We start from the raw sequence: 17912 nt of genomic DNA on the forward strand, positions 1-17912 counted from the left end.
GATTTCGATTTATACGAGGACCGTTGCCCCCATCAGGTATTTATCGACCTCACGCGCAGCCTGACGGCCTTCGTTGATCGCCCAAACGACCAAACTTTGACCGCGGCGCATATCGCCTGCGGCGAACACCTTATCGACGTTCGTCTGATATTTGCCATAAGCCGCTTTTACGTTGGATCTTCGGTCCGTTTCCAAACCAAGCTGGTTCACGATCGTTTGCTCCGGTCCGTCGAACCCGATGGCAATCAGCGCCATTTGCGCCGGGAACACTTTTTCCGTGCCGGGAATCGGCTGGTAGATTTTGCGTCCGTTTTCATCCACGATCCGCTCGATTTGCACGGTATGCAGCTCCTTGAGGTTGCCGTTGTCGTCGCCGACGAATTTGGTCGTCATGATGGAAAACTCCCGGGGATCTTTGCCATAAACCGCCTTAGCTTCCTCCTGTGCATAATCGAGCGTATACACGTTCGGGAATTGCGGCCACGGGTTGTTAATCGGATCGCGTTCGAGCGGGGCCATCGGATGCGTACCGAACTGGGTTACGCTGCGGCAGCCATGGCGGAGCGCCGTCGCCACGCAGTCGGAGCCGGTATCGCCGCCGCCGATGACGATGACGTCTTTGCCTTCCGCGGAAATATACTTGCCGTCGGATAACCCGGAATCCAGCAGGCTTTTGATGGTGCCGTTCAAATAGGTCATCGCGTAGTGGACGCCGTTCAGATCGCTGCCTTCGATATTGAATTCACGCGGCTTGGTTGCGCCGCCGCAAAGCACGACGGCATCGTAATCGTCCACCAGCTGCTGCGAAGAAATATCCTTGCCGATTTCGGTATTCGTCACAAAGCGGATGCCTTCGGCAGCCATCAGGTCGACACGGCGCTGCACGACCGCTTTGTCCAGCTTCATGGACGGAATGCCGTACATCAGGAGTCCGCCGATCCGGTCGGCGCGTTCATAGACGGTCACGTGATGGCCGGCCTTGTTCAACTGGGCTGCGGCGGCCAGCCCCGCAGGGCCCGAGCCGACGACGGCCACGCGTTTGCCGGTCCGTTTTTCCGGCGGGGTCGGAACGATCCAGCCTTCTTCGAAACCTTTGTCGATGATCGCCTGCTCGATCGTTTTGATCGTTACCGGCTGGCCGATCAGGCCCACGGTGCAAGAGCCTTCGCACGGAGCCGGGCATATGCGGCCGGTAAATTCCGGAAAGTTGTTGGTTTTCAGCAGACGGTCGAGCGCTTCCTTCCACAATCCGCGGTAAACCAAGTTGTTCCATTCCGGAATCAGGTTGTTTACCGGACATCCCGAAGTGCCTCCGGCCATGTCGATTCCCGTATGGCAGTACGGCGTGCCGCAATCCATGCAGCGCGCGCCTTGCGTACGCAGCTCTTCTTCGGACAAATGCTTGTGGAATTCTTCCCAGTCTTTTATGCGTTCAGCCGGTTCGCGGTCGGCCGGCAGCTGGCGGCTGTATTCCATAAATCCAGTAGGTGTAGACATGACGTGTTTCCCCCATCCGTTCTTTTCCTGTTGATTCTACGCATCTATGAGAACGACGCAATGATATTTCAATTATAGTAGCATCCCATTCTTTGAATATTAAATGGATTATCCGAATAATTATTTGTACTAATTAACATGCTGTTTACATTGCGATGCCAGTTATGCGTCGAGGCTACCGTCGCTCATACGTGCAAAAACGGTAATCATACGGATTTTTTTCGTCACGGATTCCTTGTACTTCCTGAATACATTCCCATTCGTTTTCGTCGAGCTCCGGAAAGAACGTATCCCCTTCGAACATCTCGTCGATTTCCGTAATGAGCAGGCGGTCGGCGTAGGGCATCAGCAGCTTGTAAATCTCCTCGCCGCCGATGACCATCACTTCTTCCCCTTTGCTCGTTTCGACGGCTTCTTCGACGGTATGGATCACCTGGGCCCCGGTGGCCTCATATCGTGCATCCCGCGTCATCACGATATTGGTCCGACCGGGCAGCGGCTTGGCTCCGAAAGACTCCCACGTTTTCCGCCCCATCAGCACTTTTTTGCCCATCGTTTGCTCTTTGAAAAAGGCCATGTCTCTCGGCAGCCGCCAAGGAAGGGCGTTGTCGCGGCCGATGACCCTGTTTTTTCCCATAGCCAAAATATACGTCATGCTCATGCCATTCACGCTCCTTTTTCCGGGATGATGCCAGTTGATGGCTTATATGGCGACCGGCGCTTTGATGCCCGGATGATGTTTATAATTGACGAATTCGAAATCTTCGAACTTATAATCGAAAATCGACTCCGGCTTGCGTTTGATCACCAGCTGCGGAAGATCGTACGGCTCCCGTTCCAGCTGCGTTTTGACCTGCTCCAAATGGTTCGTATAAATATGCACGTCGCCGCCGGACCAGATGAATTCTCCCGGTTCCAGCCCGCATTGCTGCGCGACCATATGCGTCAGCAATGCATAGCTGGCGATGTTGAACGGCAGGCCGAGGAATGTATCGACGGACCGCATCGTCAGCATGCAGGAAAGCTTGCCGCCCGCTACGTAGAACTGGAATACGAAATGGCACGGCGGAAGCTTCATTTGCTCGATTTCCGCTACGTTCCATGCGCTGACGATATGCCGCCGCGAATCCGGATTGTTTTTGATCGAATCGATCACGTTCGCGATCTGGTCGATATGCGTGCCGTCAGGCGACTTCCAGCGGCGCCACTGCGAGCCGTACACCGGCCCCAAATCCCCGTTTTCGTCGGCCCATTCGTCCCAGATCGTTACGCCGTTTTCCTTCAAATAACCGATGTTGGTTTCTCCGCTAAGGAACCACAGCAGTTCGTGCACCACGGACTTAATGTGAATCCGCTTCGTCGTCAATAAAGGAAAACCTTCGGAAAGATCGAATCTCAGCTGTCTGCCGAAAACGGAAATCGTGCCCGTTCCGGTGCGATCTTCCTTCGGCGTGCCGTTTTCCAAAATATCTTTCAACAAGTCCAAGTATTTTTTCATGTTTTTGCTCAACCCTTCCGCTCTGTATGCTGTATGCCTATCCGGATCGGCTTAAGTTTAAGGTGCCCTGAATAGCAACGGGTCCATCTTCTCCAAAGCAAGATCCGCAGTTTGATCAAAATCCTTTTTACTAGTTTACCATCCGCAAAGCCGCACGGAAATAGATAATTTCATCCTCCGATCTCCATAACGTTCGGAAAAACGGTAGAGAAGGCGTTCATTTTGGCCGAATCCGGCACAAAATAGCCGCAAAACAAAAAACAAGAGCCTTGCATAAAAGCAGGCTCTTGTTCTTTTAACGCCTTATTAAAAGCGTATTATCTGCGAGGCGCAATGACGTGGATCGGATTGCCAAGCGCAAGCTCAGCCGTTTCCATCACGATTTCGCCCAGCGTTGGGTGAGCGTGGATGGTCAGGGCGATATCTTCAAGCGTAGCACCCATTTCGATGGCGAGACCCAGCTCGGCAATCAGGTTGGAAGCTTCGATGCCGGCGATGTGGCAGCCCAGAACCAACTGCGTTTCTTCGTCGAAAATCAATTTCACGAAGCCGTCGGCATTGTTCAGCGACAACGCGCGTCCGTTGCCCGCAAACGGGAATTTGGCGGCTTTCGCTTTGTAGCCTTTTTCTTTCGCTTCTTTTTCGGTGTAACCTACGCTTGCGCATTCAGGATCAACGAATGCCACCGCAGGAACCACTTTGTAATCGACAACCGAAGGATGTCCGGCGATCGCTTCGGCAGCTACCTTGCCTTCATAAGAAGCCTTATGCGCAAGCGCTGGTCCCGGAACGACGTCGCCGATCGCGAAAATGTTCGGTTTGTTGGTGCGGCCTTGATGGTCGACTTTGATGAGTCCGCGGTCGGTCATTTCGATGCCGATCAGGTCCAGACCCAGATCGCCGTCGGTGTTCGGGCGGCGTCCAACCGTTACGAGCAGGTAATCTGCCGTAACTTCTTTCGTTTCGCCGTTCACGGAATATTTCACCGTCACGTCCTTATCCGTTTGCTCTGCGCTTTCGGCTTTGGCATTCGTGATGATTTCGACGCCGGTTTTGTTCATGCTTTTTACGACCAGCTTCGTCATGTCCGGATCGAATCCGTTCAGGATCGTGTCCATGCCTTCCAGAATCGTAACCTTCGCGCCGAATTTCGAGAACATTTGGCCAAGTTCCGCGCCGATGTAGCCGCCGCCGATAACGACAAGGCTCTTCGGAATTTCAGGCAGGTTGAGCGCTTCTGTCGAAGACAGGATGCGTCCGCCGAACGGGAATGCTTTCAGCTCGATCGGACGGGAACCCGTCGCGATGATGCAATGTTTGAAACGGTAACGAGGAGATTCATGCTCGTTGAAGCAGCGTGCTTCGTTTTCGCTGATGAACATGCACTCGCCATGGAATACTTCGACTTTGTTGCCTTTCAAAAGGCCCGCAACGCCGCCGGTCAGCTTTTTCACGACGCTGTTTTTGAATTCCTGGGTTTTGGAGAAATCCACTTTGACGTTTTCGACGGATACGCCGAACGCGTCCGCATGTTTAGCCGATTCGTATTGGTGAGCCGCAGCGATCAGCGCTTTGGAAGGAATACATCCGCGGTTCAAGCACACGCCGCCCACTTCGGATTTGTCCACGATCAGTACCTTTTGGCCCAGCTGAGCAGCGCGGATGGCGGCTACGTAACCGCCGGGACCCGCACCGATGACTAATGTGTCGATATCGAGAGAAGCGTCTCCTACTACCATGTCTTATACCTCCATTACCAGCAGCTCAGGATTGCTGAGCAGCGATTTGATATAGTTCATAAAGTTTTGAGCCGTTGCGCCGTCGATGATGCGGTGGTCGAAGCTCAAGGACAGAGCCATGACAGGCGCCGCCACGATTTCGCCGTTTTTCACGACAGGTTTTTCGGTAATGCGGCCGGTGCCCAGGATCGCAACTTCAGGGAAGTTGATGATCGGCGTGAAGAACATGCCGCCGGCGGAACCGATGTTGGTGATGGAGATCGTGCTGCCTTTCATTTCGGCCGGAGTCAGTTTGCCTTCACGGCCGCGTGCCGCGAGGTCGCGGATCGCGTCGGCGATCATCCAGATGCTCTTACGGTCGGCATCTTTGATGACCGGTACGATCAGACCGTTGTCCGTATCCGTAGCGATACCGATGTTGTAGTACTTTTTGTACACAATTTCGTTGTTTTCTTCGTCGATCGTCGCGTTCAGGGCAGGGAATTGGCGGGAAGCCGCAACCAGCGCTTTGACGATGAACGGCAGGTACGTAATTTTCGTGCCTTTTTTCTCGGCGATCGGCTTCATGCGCGTGCGGAAAGCCACCAGCTCGGTAACGTCCACTTCGTCCATGATCGTCACGTGAGGAGCCGTGTAAGCCGATTTGACCATCGCGTTCGCGATCGCTTTGCGGATGCCTTTGAACGGTACGCGTTCTTCTTCGGCGCGAGCATCGACAGCCGGAGCGGCCGCGGACGCTGCAGGTGCGGCTTTTTCTTCTTTGGCCGCAGGAGCTGCTGCTTGGCCTCCGCCGTTTTTGAATGCTTCGACGTCTTCTTTAGTGATTTTGCCGTTGTTGCCTGTGCCGGTTACTTGCGTGATGTCGACGCCTTGTTCGCGCGCAAATTTGCGGACGCTTGGCGTAGCCAGCACTTCCTTGTTCGGAGCCGCAGGAGCCGGAGCGTTTTCCCCGCCTTGCTTAGCCGCTTCAGGGCTGTTTTGGGCCGGAGAAGAAGTGGTGTCCGCGCCGCCTTGGGCCGCGTCGGCTTCCATGGAACCATGATCCGCCGCAGGAGCGTCCTGTTCCGGAAGTTCGCCTTCCGCATCGATGATGGCAACGACTTCGCCTACGCGGCACACTTGTCCGTCCTTGGCGAACACTTCCTGCACGGTACCGTTTACCGGGCAAGGAACCTCGACCACCGCTTTGTCGTTTTGCACTTCCATGATGATGTCGTCGTCTGTTACTTTATCGCCGGGCTTGATGTGCATTTTAATAATTTCGCCTTCATGCAAGCCTTCGCCCAATTCCGGGAACCGATATTCAAATTTTGCCACCTTAAGTACCTCCTATCAAAACTTCTTTTTCTTAGAATTCCATGACTTTGTTGACTGCAGCGATAATCCGGGCCGGCGTAGGAAGCCATGTATCTTCGATTTGCGCAAATGGATATACCGTATCCGGAGCCGCTACGCGGAGAACGGGCGCTTCCAGGTGCAAAATGGCTTTTTCGTTGATTTGTGCAATGACTTCTGCGGCCACGCCGGAAGTTTTTTGCGCTTCCTGAACGACGATGGCACGGTTCGTTTTCTTCACCGAAGCAACGATCGTATCGATGTCCAAAGGATTCAGGGTACGCAGGTCGATGATTTCGGCCTTGATGCCTTTCGTTTTTTCAAGCTCTTCGGCAGCTTTCGTTGCCGTATGAACCATCATGCCGTATGCGATGATCGTCACGTCGGAACCTTCGCGAACGACATTCGCCTTGCCGATCTCAACCGTGTAGTCCCCTTCAGGAACTTCCGCGCGGAACGCATGGTACAAGTTCAAATGCTCCATGAAAAATACAGGGTCGTTGTCGCGGATGGCCGCGATGAGCAGGCCTTTGGCGTCGTAAGGGTTCGAAGGCACTACCACTTTAATACCCGGAGTTTGCACCGCCAAACCTTCGAGCGAGTCGGTGTGCAGCTCAGCCGCTTTAACGCCGCCGCCGAACGGCGTACGGAACACGATCGGAGCGTTGTAACGGCCGCCGGAACGGTAACGCATGCGCGCAGCCTGCACGAACATTTGGTCCATCGCCTCGAAAATAAAGCCGACGAACTGGATTTCGGCTACCGGACGGAAGCCTTGGATCCCCAAACCGACAGCCAGACCGCCGATCGCGGATTCGGCCAGCGGGGTGTCGAAGATGCGCTCTTCGCCGAATTCTTTTTGCAGTCCTTCCGTTGCCCGGAACACGCCGCCTACATTACCGACGTCTTCACCGAACACAATGACGTTAGGGTCACGTTTCATTTCCACGCGGATTGCGTCGCGGATTGCTTCTTTCATATTCATTTGTGCCATTGCTTCATTTCCTCCTTAACAATACTGTTCACGTTGCTATTCCAGCCTAGCGGATCTTCGATTATTGGAAATCGGCCTTTTGCTCTTCCAAATGTTTCGGCGTCGTTTCGAACATGCTGTCGATGAGGCCGGGAACCGTCATTTTTTCGGTTTGTTCCGCTTTTTTGATTTCTTCGTTCACTTTGGCTTTCGCTTCATCTTTAACGCGAGCCGTATCTTCTTCGGACCACAGTCCTTTTTTCTCCAGGTATTTGCCCAGACGGGTGATTGGATCCTTCGCGTTCCATTCGCCTTCTTCGTCTTTCGTGCGGTATTTGGTCGCATCGTCGGACAAGGAGTGCGGACGGTAACGGTACGTTACGGCTTCGATCAACGTTGCGCCTTCGCCTTTGCGCGCAAGTTCCGCCGCTTCCTGGACAGCGCTGATGACGGCAAATACGTCCATACCGTCGACTTTGACGCCGCGGATGCCTGCCGCCACCGCTTTATGGGCAATGGACAATGCAGCCGTTTGCTTCGAGAAAGGAGTCGTAATGGCATAACCGTTGTTTTGCACAAAGAAAATGACCGGAAGTTTGTAACGTCCAGCGTAGTTGAGGCCTTCGTAGAAGTCGCCTTCGGAAGAACCGCCGTCACCCGTGTAAGTGATGACAACTTGTTTTTGTTTTTTCAGCTTGTAACCCATCGCGATGCCCATCGCGTGCAAGATTTGCGCGCCGATGATGATTTGCGGCATCAATACGTTTACGCCTTCCGGAATCTGACCGCCATGCTGATGTCCGCGGGAATACAGGAAAGCTTGGTACAGAGGCAATCCATGCCATACGATTTGCGGCATATCGCGGTAACCAGGGCAGATGAAGTCGTCTTTTTCCAGCGCGAATTCGCTGCCGACCATCGTCGCTTCCTGGCCGGATACCGGCGCGTAGAAGCCCAAACGGCCTTGGCGTCCCAAGTTAACGGCGCGGTCGTCCCAAGTGCGGGTAAATACCATGCGGTACATAATTTCTTTAAGTTGATCATCAGTAAGGTTAGGCATTTTATCTTCGTTAATGATTTCACCTTCGGGAGAGAGCACGGAAAGCGCTTCGACTTCCTCGGTATACACTTCATAAGGCACCTTGCTCATTATCTTCACCTCAACAAAAAAATTTGAATATCAGGCTCTGCTGTTATAGAATTATTATACACCTGTTTTACTCGATTCGTCAAAGCAATTGCGGATAAATTTCGAAAATATCGAGTTTTGTATGTATAACAGTGTGCCAATAAAAATATAACAGTTTTCAATCATTTGACAAAAGCGTGGAGATTCCCACATGATGGAAACCGAATGACAACGCTTTTTTCAGGCTGAAAAATCAACCGCGAGAAGGGTGAACACGAATGACGGATTCAAAATATTTGAAAAGAACGATCCATAAGGAAGAAATCGAAAGCCGTTTTTTGAATGAAACACGCCATCTGCGCGTGTACCTCCCGCCCGGCTACAATGAAATTCTGAGCTACCCTGTCGTCTATTGTCAGGACGGCGAAGAATTTTTTAACTTTGGACGCATTGCCACGACAGCCAACCATTTGATTCTGGACGGCCACACGGAGCCGTTCATCATCGTCGGGGTCGATGTGGACACGTCGGTCCGCACCGAAGAGTACGCTCCGTTCGGCAGCCGGTTCGACGCCTATACGCGCTGCTTCGCAGAAGAGATTATTCCCTTCATCGAAGCCAAATATCCCGTGCGGAGGGAGCCTTCGGAACGGGTTCTGGCCGGCGATTCCCTCGGGGGCAGCGTCTCTTTGCACCTGGCGGTCCGGTATCCGGAGCTGTTTCGGCGCATCATCAGCCTGTCGGGCGCTTATTATCCGGCCTCTCAGGATATTTACGAGGCCCAGGACGACTTGTCCTGGCTGGACATCTACATGATCGTCGGATTGCAGGAAACGGCATTCGAAACCGATCACGGCATCCATAACTTCGTGGAGCTGAACCGCCAGACCCGCGAGCTGCTGCTGGATCGTGGTGCAAAAGTGGAGTATGCCGAAAAAGACGGCAAGCATATTTGGGGATTCTGGCAAAAAGAACTGCCGGATGCGCTGACGTACTTTCTTCGCGCGTAACCCTGCACAGTCCTAATAGTAGATCAAAAAGGTGAACCGGGAACATAAGGGCGCCTATGGCTCAATGGTCTTGGTTCACTTTCTTTTTTAACCCTTCCTCTTCTCAATTCCAAAATGATTGCGTTTTCATTGTTTTTCCGAAAAAACGGCAAACATGCCGCTTTTTCATAAAACGAAAATTTTTATTCCTGCTCTTCAATCAAAGATTATAGCTTCTCTGCTCGTATCTTTTCCAAAAGCGCCTCGCAACCTGCGTCGATCATTTCGTACACCTGCTCAAAATTCCCCGTGTAATACGGGTCCGGCACTTCCCGAAGCTCGTGGTCCGGCAGCAGATCCATGAACTTGAGCAAAAGCTCCGGTTTGGCTCCCGTAAGCTTTTTTACGTTTTCGAAATTGCTGTCGTCCATGCATACCATGTAATCAAAAGTCTCAAAATCCGGGCTGGCGATGCGGCGGGCTTGGATGCCTTCGTGCCCGATCCCGTGCTGGTCCAGAATACGGCGCGTGTCCTGATGCGGTCTTTGCCCGAGATGCCAGTCCCCCGTCCCGGCGGAATCCACCGTGATCAGGTGTTGAAGCCCGGCCCGCTCGACCTTGTGGCGCATGACCGCTTCGGCCATCGGCGATCGGCAAATGTTGCCCAAACATACGAATAATACGGATACCATGATTGTGAATTGCCTCCTCTGTTATGCAGTCTTCCGGCTGTGTTTGCCCTTGTTTCCCTGTATGGATAGATCGGTCGAAGAAGACATGTGAAGCGAACGCCGCGGCAGCTTCCATTTATAATGTACGGAAAGCATGCGCAGCAGGACGATCACCGCAAACAGAAGCACCGCCTGCCACGTCGAGTGGATCCAGCCCATCCCGATGACCGCGCCGGCGATGGCTGCCCATACGGCGTAGATTTCATCCTTGAGAACGAGCGGCTTCCGCCCGGCCAGCAAATCGCGGATAATGCCGCCGCCGATTCCCGTCATGACTGCCGCAACGATGACGGCTGACAGCGGATGATGCATATTCTGGGCATAAAGCGCCCCTTGAATGGCGAAAGCCGATAAGCCGATGGCATCAAAAAACGCCTCCGTCCGCTTCCAATGCCTGATCCAGCCCAGAGGCAGAAGGAACGCGACGATGACCGACAAAATCGCCAGCTTGATCAGCAGGCCTTGACTCCATAACGTCGTGACGGGAACGCCGATCAGCACGTTCCGGATCACCCCTCCGCCGAAAGCCGTGACAAGCCCCAGCACCAGGATGCCCAAAATGTCGTATTCTTCCTCCATGGCCACAAAAGCCCCCGACATCGCAAAAGCGATCGTGCCGATGATGCTGAATATTTCAAAAGCATGCATGTCCAATTTCTCTCTAACCTCTCCCCTATCCTATGTCTCCATTATTGTAGTCGTGTCCTGCCGAATTGCGCAAGATTGTTTTTCACTTTTTGGATTTTTGCAAAATCCTCATTTATACTGGAAGCACGGTAAGGTAGGAGAAAATCGATTTTAGGGGGAAACGCCGATGAACGACAAACGCGTAGTTATTTTTTCCGGAGGGGATCTGTATCCCCAATACATAGATGAAATTCGACCGACGGATTATGTCATCGGGGCGGACAAAGGAGCGTTGTTTTTGATACGCCACGGCATCAAACCCGATCTGGCCGTCGGCGACTTCGATTCGATTTCTCCGCAGGAACTGGAGCATGTCCGGGCGGAGTGCGGAAACATCTTCGAATGCGATCCCGTCGATAAAGACTTGACCGATACGGAACTGGCCATTGAAATGGCGGCAAGGGAAGAACCCGGTTTCATCTTGCTGATGGGCGGAACCGGAACGCGCATGGATCACACGCTGGCGAACGTGCAAATGCTGAACCGGGCGCTTCAGCATCAAATCCAATGCGCCATCATGGACCGCAACAATTACATTACGTTAACCGGCTCCAAACTCGAGGTAATCGACCGCGGCTACAAATACGTATCGCTGCTTCCGCTGACGCCGGAAGTCACCGGCATTACGCTCGAAGGTTTTCGATATCCGCTCGACAACGCCACGCTCAAGCTGGGAGAATCCCTTGGCATCAGCAACGTCCTTCTCGGAGAGCGCGGACAAATAAGCATTGCCGGCGGTCTTTTGCTCGTCATTCAAAGCAATGACTAGCGGATTGGAAACTCGATGGGTCCGCTGCCATTGAAAGAGTTTAAAATGGTTACAGTCTGCCGGATTCGCAATCAAAAAACAGACTCGAAAAAACCCTTGCGCATCAAGGGTTTTTTTTATTTTCTGAACCATTTTCACTCTATTTCTTAATTTTTTGTAACTTTTAATCGTTTTTTAATAAAAAAGGAAATTTCTTAGAGTCCCAAGGGTTTGAGACATGGCATCCATATTTTAGGATGTTACAAAACTGTTATACTCGGAATCGAGCCTGAAAGAAAACGAAATTTGGAGGTAAACACAACATGAACCAAAAACATCTATTCCAAAAATTAGTAGCCGTAGGGCTATGTGCATCGATAGGCATTACAGGAATGTTGGCAACGGGAGCATCGGTCACGGAAGCTTCTTCTTCCAAGTCCGTCACGGCTTCTTCTTACTCTTCTTCTAAAGGACAGGCCATCGTTAATTATGGCAAAAAATTCATGGGCACGCCTTATAAATTCGGAGCTTCCACAAGCACAACGCGCGTATTCGACTGCTCCTCGTTCATGAAATATATTTTCGGACATTATGGAATCAAATTGCCGCGTACGTCCGTACAGCAATCCAAAGTCGGCGTTGCGGTTTCCAAGTCGAACCTGAAACCTGGCGATCTCGTATTTTTCTCCAGCGGCAGCAGAGCCAACGGCCATAACGTAACGCACGTGGCAGTATATGCAGGCAACGGCAAAATCCTGCACACTTACGGTTCCCCCGGCGTAACGGTCTCCGACCTGAATTCCGGCAACTGGAAAAGAACGTACCTGAAAGCACGTCGGGTATTGTAGCATAAAATGAAGGCGGTAAGCTGAAAACTTACTCGCCTTCTTTTATTATATAACCGACCCCGCGCACCGACTGAATCATTTTTTTGCGGAACCCTTTGTCCATTTTTGTGCGAAGGTGCCTGATATATACGTCTACCACGTTCGTGCCCATATTAAAATCATAATCCCATACCTCTTTTAAAATATCCTCCCGGGTACATACCTCATTGACATGCCGCGCCAAATAAAGCAACAAATCGAATTCCTTTACGGTAAGCTCGATGTCCTTCTCCGATCTGGAAACCGTTCGGGTGGCGGGGTCGATGATCAAATCCCCGACCGTAACTTTCTTCAGGCTGCGCTCATGTTCGATGCGAAATATTCGCAGCAGATTCCGGATTCGTGCCAGCAGCTCTTCGGCTGAAACCGTCCGGGGCACGACATCGTTCGCTCCCGCCTCCAATCCCGCGATAACCGCTTGCTCGTCGTAAGGATGCTCGAAAACGATGATCGGAAACGGCCGATCCGCCTGCTCCCGGAGCAGGGCTTTCAACAATTTAGGCAGCGAGCTCCCCGCGTATTCGGCCCGGTCCAAAAGCAGCAGGTCGATTTCATGCTCGCCGATCAGGCGCAAAGCCTCATATTCGCTGGAAACGGCCTCGATCTCGAATCCTAGTGACCGGAGCGCCTCAAGGATGCCGCTCTGACCGAAATATTCTCCTACCGCCAACAGCCGCTCATTCATCGTATCACCCGTATTTCCGCTTGTCGTCCGTTTGGAACGCTTTCCATAGGGTTGCCGCGCATCATAAAAACCATTCCCCGCGGAATGGTTTTTATGGATTCCTCCGGTTTGGCGGACTTAGCCAAAATACCGGTGATATATCGTTCTGGCTTCGGCGATGTCTTTCGTGCCGTGAATAAGCGCCCTTCCGTCCGAAAAAACGACGAGACGTTTGTCGCCGGTCGTAAAAGAAACGAGGAACGGGTTGCTTTCCACCTTCCCCTCCCCAAGCGAGGACAAGCGATTTGCCGTTTCCTGCAGGTCAAGGGACTGTTTTTGGCCGGGACGGATTTGTACCGTGTCCCTCCCGCATAACACATCGGTTTTTTCCAGGTTGGACGCGGACAAATATGGATACGTCCGACGGTCGCCGCAGGAAAGGCAGTCCGCCTTCCTCGCATGCTTGACGCCCATGGACATATGTTCATTCCGCCAGAGGTCAAACGTAAGCAGCTTATCGCGAAGCGCTTCCGGATGGCCGCTCAGCAGCTTTAAAGCCTCTGCCGTTTGATGCGCCGTCACCACTTGTACCGCTTGAGGAATGATGCCCGCAGTATCGCAGGTATCTCCTCCGAGCGGCACCGTTCCGAGCAGGCAATTCAAGCAGGGCGTCTGTCCCGGCAATATGGTATACGTGATGCCGTAGCTCCCGACGCATCCCCCGTATATCCACGGGATTTCATATTTTTGGGAAATATCGTTGATCAACAGCCTGGTGTCGAAGTTGTCGGTTCCGTCCATGATCAGATCCACGCCTTGGATGAGCGACTCGAGCTCGTCAAGCTTGACGTCCATGACATGGCTGTCGATCCGAACGGAAGAATTGATCGCCTCCAGCCTTTGTTTGGCGGCTACGGCTTTAGGCAGCCTATGTTCGGCGTCCTGTTCGGAAAATAGCTGCTGCCTTTGCAGATTGCTCCACTCCACGTAATCGCGGTCAGCAATCGTCAAACGCCCGACGCCCGCTCTGGCAAGCGTTTCGGCGATCGACGTGCCAAGCGCGCCCGCACCGATGATCAAAACGCGGCTCTCCCCCAGCTTCCGCTGGCCCTCGGGTCCCAACGGCGCAAAACGCTCTTGTCTGGAATAACGGTCATTACCGGTGCTCACATGTTTCATCTCCTGTACTGGCTCAGTAATAAAATTCGCAAATAAAATTCTCACGCAGGCGTCGTAAAAAAGAGCTTACGCAAGCCTGCTGCTTATTTCTCCAATAAAATGGCAGAACGATCACTCAGGCTTCTTTTTGTCATGGACAGTAAAATGAGTTAGTTGATGCCATCCGTCGCATATATTTTGAAAAAGCCGCGTTCCCTTCGGGAACACGGCAGCTCGTTATCGGAAGAAAGCGAATCAAACCCTTTGATGCGACCATTCTTCCACGTTCCAAATTTTCGTCACCCAATCCTCATAAAAATCCGGCTCGTGGGACACGAGCAAAATCGTGCCTTTATACTCCTGCAGGGCGCGTTTCAGCTCGGCTTTGGCGACGACGTCCAAATGGTTGGTCGGTTCGTCGAACAAAATCCAGTTGGATTCCCGCATCATCAGCTTGCATAACCGGACTTTGGCCTGCTCGCCGCCGCTCAGCATGTTCATCGGGCGGGTAATATGCTCGTTTTTCAGTCCGCAGCGCGCCAAATGCGCACGCACTTCATGCTGGTTCAAGGAAGAAAACTCGTTCCAAACGTCATCGATCGGCGTCAAGTTGCCCGGCCGAACCTCCTGCTCGAAATAAGCGGGTTGGAGGAAATCGCCCAAATACGTTTTGCCGCTGATCGGCGGAATTTTGCCCAGGATCGTTTTGAGCAGCGTCGATTTCCCGACGCCGTTGCAGCCGACGATGGCGATTTTTTCGCCGCGTTCGATCGTCATGCTCATTTTGGGCAGCAGAGGATGGGAATAACCGATTTCAAAGTCGATGCCTTCAAACACGACCTTGCCGCTGGCGCGGGATTCCTTGAAGTGGAATACCGGCTTTGCCGCTTCCTCGGGTTTGTCGATCCGTTCGATGCGGTTCAGCTGCTTCTCGCGGCTTTTTGCGCGTCCGGAAGTCGAATAACGGGCTTTGTTGCGCTGGATGAAGTCCTCTTGTTTTTTGATGAACTCCTGCTGTTTTTCATACGCATCGATATGCTGGTTCTTCGAGATGTCGGCCATCTCCAGAAACTTCTCGTAGTTGGCCGAATACCTTGTCAGCTTGGCGAATTCCAAATGATAGATTACGTCGACGACCTGGTTCATGAATTCCGTGTCATGGGAAATCAGGATAAAAGCGTACGGATAAGACTTCAAATATTGGGTCAGCCATTCGATATGCTCCACATCCAAATAGTTCGTCGGTTCGTCCAACAGCAGCACGGTCGGCTTCTCGAGCAAAAGCTTGGCCAATAGAACCTTGGTACGTTGGCCGCCGCTCAGCGCCGACACGTCCTTGTCCAATCCGATGGCCGACAGTCCGAGACCGTTCGCCATTTCTTCGACTTTGACGTCGATCATGTAGAAATCGCCGATTTCAAGCTGTTCCTGAATTTCTCCCATTTGCTCCAACAGCGTCTCAAGCTCTTCCGGCGTTGCGTCTGCCATTTTATTCGTGATCTCCATCATTTCCTGTTCCAGCTCAAGCAGCGGCAGGAAGGCGTCCTTCAATACGTCGCGGACCGTTTTGCCCGGCGTCAGCTTGGAGTGCTGATCCAGATAGCCGTAACGGACCTTTGGCGTCCATTCCACCTTTCCGCTGTCCTTTAACAGCTGCCCCGTCAAAATATTCATCAGCGTCGATTTGCCGACTCCGTTTGCGCCTACCAGCCCGACGTGCTCGCCTGCCAGGAGGCGAAAGGAAACATTTTTAAACAATGTGCGTTCCCCGAAATTATGGGAAACATTTTCAACGGTCAATAAGCTCATATATACGTTCTGGCTCCTGTCTATGATAAATAGTTCTTGGCTTGCTCATTACCTGACTTACAGGCATTCAAGATACCATTTTATCATAAGAAGGAGTTTTCATGAAAGATGAAAAATGACGGTTACTGCCTGCAGCTTCTTTCAAAATAACCGTTTGCCGCGGCTTCTTTGGCATCCGTGAAGGTTTCTTCGTAGATCAGTCCGCTGCGGCAGCTTCCGCGCTCGAAATATCGAATGCCGGTCGCAGGATCCGTTCCGGCAAACAGATCGGGTCGTTTCACGAGCCTTCCTCCGCCGAGAGCATAATTGTTGATATATCCGCGTCCGACCGGAATGCCCTGGATAAAAGCCATCATGCCGATATCCTGAATCGAATTGTTCCACTCCTCGCCCGTTATCGAAGGCAAAGTGAACAGGTACGATATGCCGTTTTTGGCGGCATATTCGTTATGACGGTTAATGACGTTCGCCAAATCGGTTTGAATCGTTTGGACGATCGCCGCCTTTTTCACCTGCTCAAACGTTTCGGACCGGGCAAGAAGCGGGACGTTGGTCGTCGCCACCATTTCTCTTTGCAGCCCCCTGATCCACTGCCCGGCATCGCGATCATACACTTCCACCTCATTGTCCAAGGTAAATCGAATGAGATTGCCGCTTGCGTCGCCGTAAGCGTAGGGCTTCTTCGGACTCCATGCATGCCTGATCCGCGGCTTGTTATCCTCGCCGATATATTCTTCGTCCGCATATACGTAATATCCGTCATAGTCGATCACGACCACGGCAGGAATGTAATAGTCCAAGGCGGCTTGTGCCGGCGCATCATCCTCGATCCCCAAATTCGCATACAAGCTTTTATAAAACATCGCCAACGCTTGTTCCTTGTCGGCCCGGAAAAACTTTTCGGATCCGTACCCGGCCTCAAACTCCTGCATTTCGTTTTTGTTCAGCACGCTGGCCCCGTCTTGTACCGCCGTCCGCAGCGCCGCGGCATATTTGGTTTCAAGGAACTGGACGTTCTGCTGATCTTTGACGGAATAACCGCTCATCAGAAATGCCGGAACGAAAATAAGGACAAACACGATTGAAAAATCAGTAATCTTCATTGAGCACCATGCCTCCGTAAGGAAATGCGAGCACGGGAGCGGCCCCGGATACGGATCCGGAAACAAAATCCAACATGATCGTCCCTGCCGTACGATTGATGTTTCGGACCGTGACTTTAAAAAAGTCGCCAACGTTCATCCTGTACTTTCTGGCCTCGTGGTCTTTGGGCAGCGTATTGTCCGGATAGATGACAGACAAAATATCCGCCGTATAAAATCCTTCGTATGAAACGTCCACATCGTTCTGGAACGTATCCGGGTTCGCGGCATCGGCATAGACGGGCGTATATTTTTTGTGCAAATGCTCCATTTGGACGTCAAACGCATTGCCCGTAGCTTCGATTTCTTGCAGGAAGTCCTGGTACATGACCGGCGTAAGATAACCTTTGTTCCTGACGGCGTCTACGAACTGCGTGACGGCATTGTAAACGACCAGCCGAGACAAGTCATCCTGCTTCTGATACGCTTCCGCCGCCGGATATACAAACAGGAGCGCAACCGCTAACAATACGGCAACGAATTTCGATACGGCGCTGCTCATAGAACGTCCTCACCGGGCTTTAATTTTGCAAAACGTATTTCCTTCAACAGCCCGTTCCAATCCCTCGCATATTCGGCCCGGTATTTGGCCTCCGGCTGAAAGACGGCCGTTCCGGCCAGTTCGAGCGGATCGCCCGAAGCTACCGGAACGCCATCGACCTTGACGGCGACTCCCGCTCCAACCTGATCCACGGTAACCAAAAAAGCCTGCGAACCGCTGAAGATGTCAGGCCGGGCAAGCGTCAACGTAGAATGAACGCTGCGTTTTTGGCCGGAAACGACTGCCGAAACTTCGTCCAAAGCCCCGTCGATTTGCCTGGTCAGTCCCAATGCCAGAAAGCAGGCGCTTAGAAACAGGGCAAGAATGGCGCTTATCCCGATCATATTCTGCACATTATCGTTCACGGTGCCCTTCCCTCCCTTTT

At 52.4% G+C, this 17912-nt stretch carries 18 protein-coding genes; 3 read left to right on the forward strand and 15 right to left on the reverse strand.

Annotated features, from left to right (window positions below; all coding sequences use genetic code 11):
- Positions 1 to 9 precede the first annotated feature (9 nt).
- From NYE48_RS15655 to pdhA, 7 genes are all read right to left on the reverse strand, one after another.
- Positions 10 to 1497 carry a glutamate synthase subunit beta gene (locus tag NYE48_RS15655; RefSeq protein WP_212948515.1) on the reverse strand — a complete coding sequence of 496 codons (1488 nt, stop codon included), beginning with the start codon at positions 1495 to 1497 and terminating at the stop codon, positions 10 to 12.
- Between the two features lie 175 nt (positions 1498 to 1672).
- A complete protein-coding gene (locus NYE48_RS15660; protein ID WP_340999326.1) occupies positions 1673 to 2158 on the reverse strand; it encodes a dihydrofolate reductase in 486 nt (161 codons plus the stop codon).
- A gap of 42 nt (positions 2159 to 2200) precedes the next feature.
- On the reverse strand, positions 2201 to 2995 hold the full coding sequence (locus NYE48_RS15665; RefSeq protein ID WP_036712018.1) for a thymidylate synthase: 795 nt from the start codon (positions 2993 to 2995) through the stop codon (positions 2201 to 2203).
- A 317-nt stretch (positions 2996 to 3312) separates the two neighbouring features.
- Entirely contained in the window at positions 3313 to 4734 is a 1422-nt protein-coding gene (gene lpdA / locus NYE48_RS15670; RefSeq protein WP_340999329.1) for a dihydrolipoyl dehydrogenase, read from the reverse strand.
- Between the two features lie 3 nt (positions 4735 to 4737).
- Complete coding sequence (locus tag NYE48_RS15675) at positions 4738 to 6051, reverse strand: dihydrolipoamide acetyltransferase family protein (protein WP_036711964.1); 1314 nt, start codon at positions 6049 to 6051, stop codon at positions 4738 to 4740.
- A gap of 31 nt (positions 6052 to 6082) precedes the next feature.
- Complete coding sequence (locus NYE48_RS15680; RefSeq protein WP_212948510.1) at positions 6083 to 7063, reverse strand: alpha-ketoacid dehydrogenase subunit beta; 981 nt, start codon at positions 7061 to 7063, stop codon at positions 6083 to 6085.
- Between the two features lie 61 nt (positions 7064 to 7124).
- Positions 7125 to 8192 carry a pyruvate dehydrogenase (acetyl-transferring) E1 component subunit alpha gene (pdhA, locus tag NYE48_RS15685; RefSeq protein ID WP_036711962.1) on the reverse strand — a complete coding sequence of 356 codons (1068 nt, stop codon included), beginning with the start codon at positions 8190 to 8192 and terminating at the stop codon, positions 7125 to 7127.
- Between the two features lie 257 nt (positions 8193 to 8449).
- Here pdhA and NYE48_RS15690 point away from each other — a divergent pair, with 257 nt between their 5' ends.
- Positions 8450 to 9181: an alpha/beta hydrolase gene (locus NYE48_RS15690; protein ID WP_036711961.1), complete on the forward strand. Its 732-nt coding sequence runs from the start codon at positions 8450 to 8452 to the stop codon at positions 9179 to 9181.
- 206 nt (positions 9182 to 9387) lie between these two features.
- On the opposite strand, the gene NYE48_RS15695 is transcribed toward NYE48_RS15690, so the two are convergent.
- Complete coding sequence (locus tag NYE48_RS15695) at positions 9388 to 9852, reverse strand: low molecular weight protein-tyrosine-phosphatase (RefSeq protein WP_340999331.1); 465 nt, start codon at positions 9850 to 9852, stop codon at positions 9388 to 9390.
- A gap of 21 nt (positions 9853 to 9873) precedes the next feature.
- Entirely contained in the window at positions 9874 to 10539 is a 666-nt protein-coding gene (locus NYE48_RS15700) for a trimeric intracellular cation channel family protein (RefSeq protein ID WP_036712015.1), read from the reverse strand.
- 166 nt (positions 10540 to 10705) lie between these two features.
- Between NYE48_RS15700 and NYE48_RS15705 the strand changes: the two genes are divergently transcribed.
- Positions 10706 to 11347 carry a thiamine diphosphokinase gene (locus NYE48_RS15705; protein WP_340999332.1) on the forward strand — a complete coding sequence of 214 codons (642 nt, stop codon included), beginning with the start codon at positions 10706 to 10708 and terminating at the stop codon, positions 11345 to 11347.
- A 302-nt stretch (positions 11348 to 11649) separates the two neighbouring features.
- Positions 11650 to 12174, forward strand: a complete 525-nt coding sequence (locus tag NYE48_RS15710) for a C40 family peptidase (RefSeq protein WP_212948504.1) — start codon at positions 11650 to 11652, stop codon at positions 12172 to 12174.
- A 28-nt stretch (positions 12175 to 12202) separates the two neighbouring features.
- Here NYE48_RS15710 and NYE48_RS15715 read toward each other — a convergent pair whose 3' ends face one another.
- The 6 genes from NYE48_RS15715 to NYE48_RS15740 form a co-directional block, all read right to left on the reverse strand.
- On the reverse strand, positions 12203 to 12898 hold the full coding sequence (locus NYE48_RS15715; RefSeq protein WP_340999333.1) for a response regulator transcription factor: 696 nt from the start codon (positions 12896 to 12898) through the stop codon (positions 12203 to 12205).
- Between the two features lie 117 nt (positions 12899 to 13015).
- Complete coding sequence (locus NYE48_RS15720; protein ID WP_445324004.1) at positions 13016 to 14047, reverse strand: thiazole biosynthesis adenylyltransferase ThiF; 1032 nt, start codon at positions 14045 to 14047, stop codon at positions 13016 to 13018.
- A 243-nt stretch (positions 14048 to 14290) separates the two neighbouring features.
- Complete coding sequence (locus tag NYE48_RS15725) at positions 14291 to 15844, reverse strand: ABC-F family ATP-binding cassette domain-containing protein (RefSeq protein WP_036711951.1); 1554 nt, start codon at positions 15842 to 15844, stop codon at positions 14291 to 14293.
- Positions 15845 to 15966: 122 nt separating this feature from the next.
- On the reverse strand, positions 15967 to 16947 hold the full coding sequence (locus NYE48_RS15730; protein ID WP_340999335.1) for a hypothetical protein: 981 nt from the start codon (positions 16945 to 16947) through the stop codon (positions 15967 to 15969).
- Positions 16934 to 17488: a hypothetical protein gene (locus NYE48_RS15735; RefSeq protein WP_036711945.1), complete on the reverse strand. Its 555-nt coding sequence runs from the start codon at positions 17486 to 17488 to the stop codon at positions 16934 to 16936. The genes NYE48_RS15730 and NYE48_RS15735 overlap by 14 nt, the downstream gene beginning before the upstream one ends.
- Positions 17485 to 17892 carry a hypothetical protein gene (locus tag NYE48_RS15740; protein WP_036711943.1) on the reverse strand — a complete coding sequence of 136 codons (408 nt, stop codon included), beginning with the start codon at positions 17890 to 17892 and terminating at the stop codon, positions 17485 to 17487. Before NYE48_RS15740 ends, NYE48_RS15735 begins: the two co-directional genes overlap by 4 nt.
- Between the last annotated feature and the right edge of the window lie 20 nt (positions 17893 to 17912).

Origin of the sequence: Paenibacillus sp. FSL M7-1455 (genome assembly GCF_038004655.1) — a bacterium.
In the GTDB taxonomy this organism is placed as follows: domain Bacteria; phylum Bacillota; class Bacilli; order Paenibacillales; family Paenibacillaceae; genus Paenibacillus_AQ; species Paenibacillus_AQ cookii.